Here is a 329-nt window from a genome sequence, read left to right as displayed (position 1 = left end):
TCGGGGAAGCCCTTCATCGACCGCCCCACCTCGACCTTGCGAATATCACCGTGCGGAAAGTCCCGCAGAACAATTGCCTCCAGATCTCGTGGCGACATCTGCTCTGCCCGCTGTCGGGTGAGGATTACATCTTGTGGCCCGATCGTAACCGGATTGCCCTGGGCGATCGTCGGAACCGAGCAACAGAGACCAGCAACAAAAACCGCCGAACGTAACCACATGGTCGACCTCACCTTTTCGGCTGCCTATCAACCTAAGCTGCCTATCAACCAAACGAACGGCAGCTTTCAGGCATCGTCACAGAACCAAAGAAGGTCGACAAGTGGGCG

At 56.8% G+C, this 329-nt stretch carries 1 protein-coding gene; it reads right to left on the bottom strand.

The window, feature by feature from the left end; translation table 11 throughout:
• On the bottom strand, positions 1–221 hold a 221-nt coding region (locus IFS44_RS22035), incomplete at its 3' end, for a hypothetical protein (RefSeq protein WP_206757910.1).
• Between the last annotated feature and the right edge of the window lie 108 nt (positions 222–329).

The organism is Sphingomonas sp. CFBP 13706 (assembly GCF_014842355.1).
In the GTDB taxonomy this organism is placed as follows: domain Bacteria; phylum Pseudomonadota; class Alphaproteobacteria; order Sphingomonadales; family Sphingomonadaceae; genus Sphingomonas; species Sphingomonas aerolata.
Note: the sequence above shows the minus strand (reverse complement) of the source record. Positions and strands in the feature narration are given on the sequence as shown.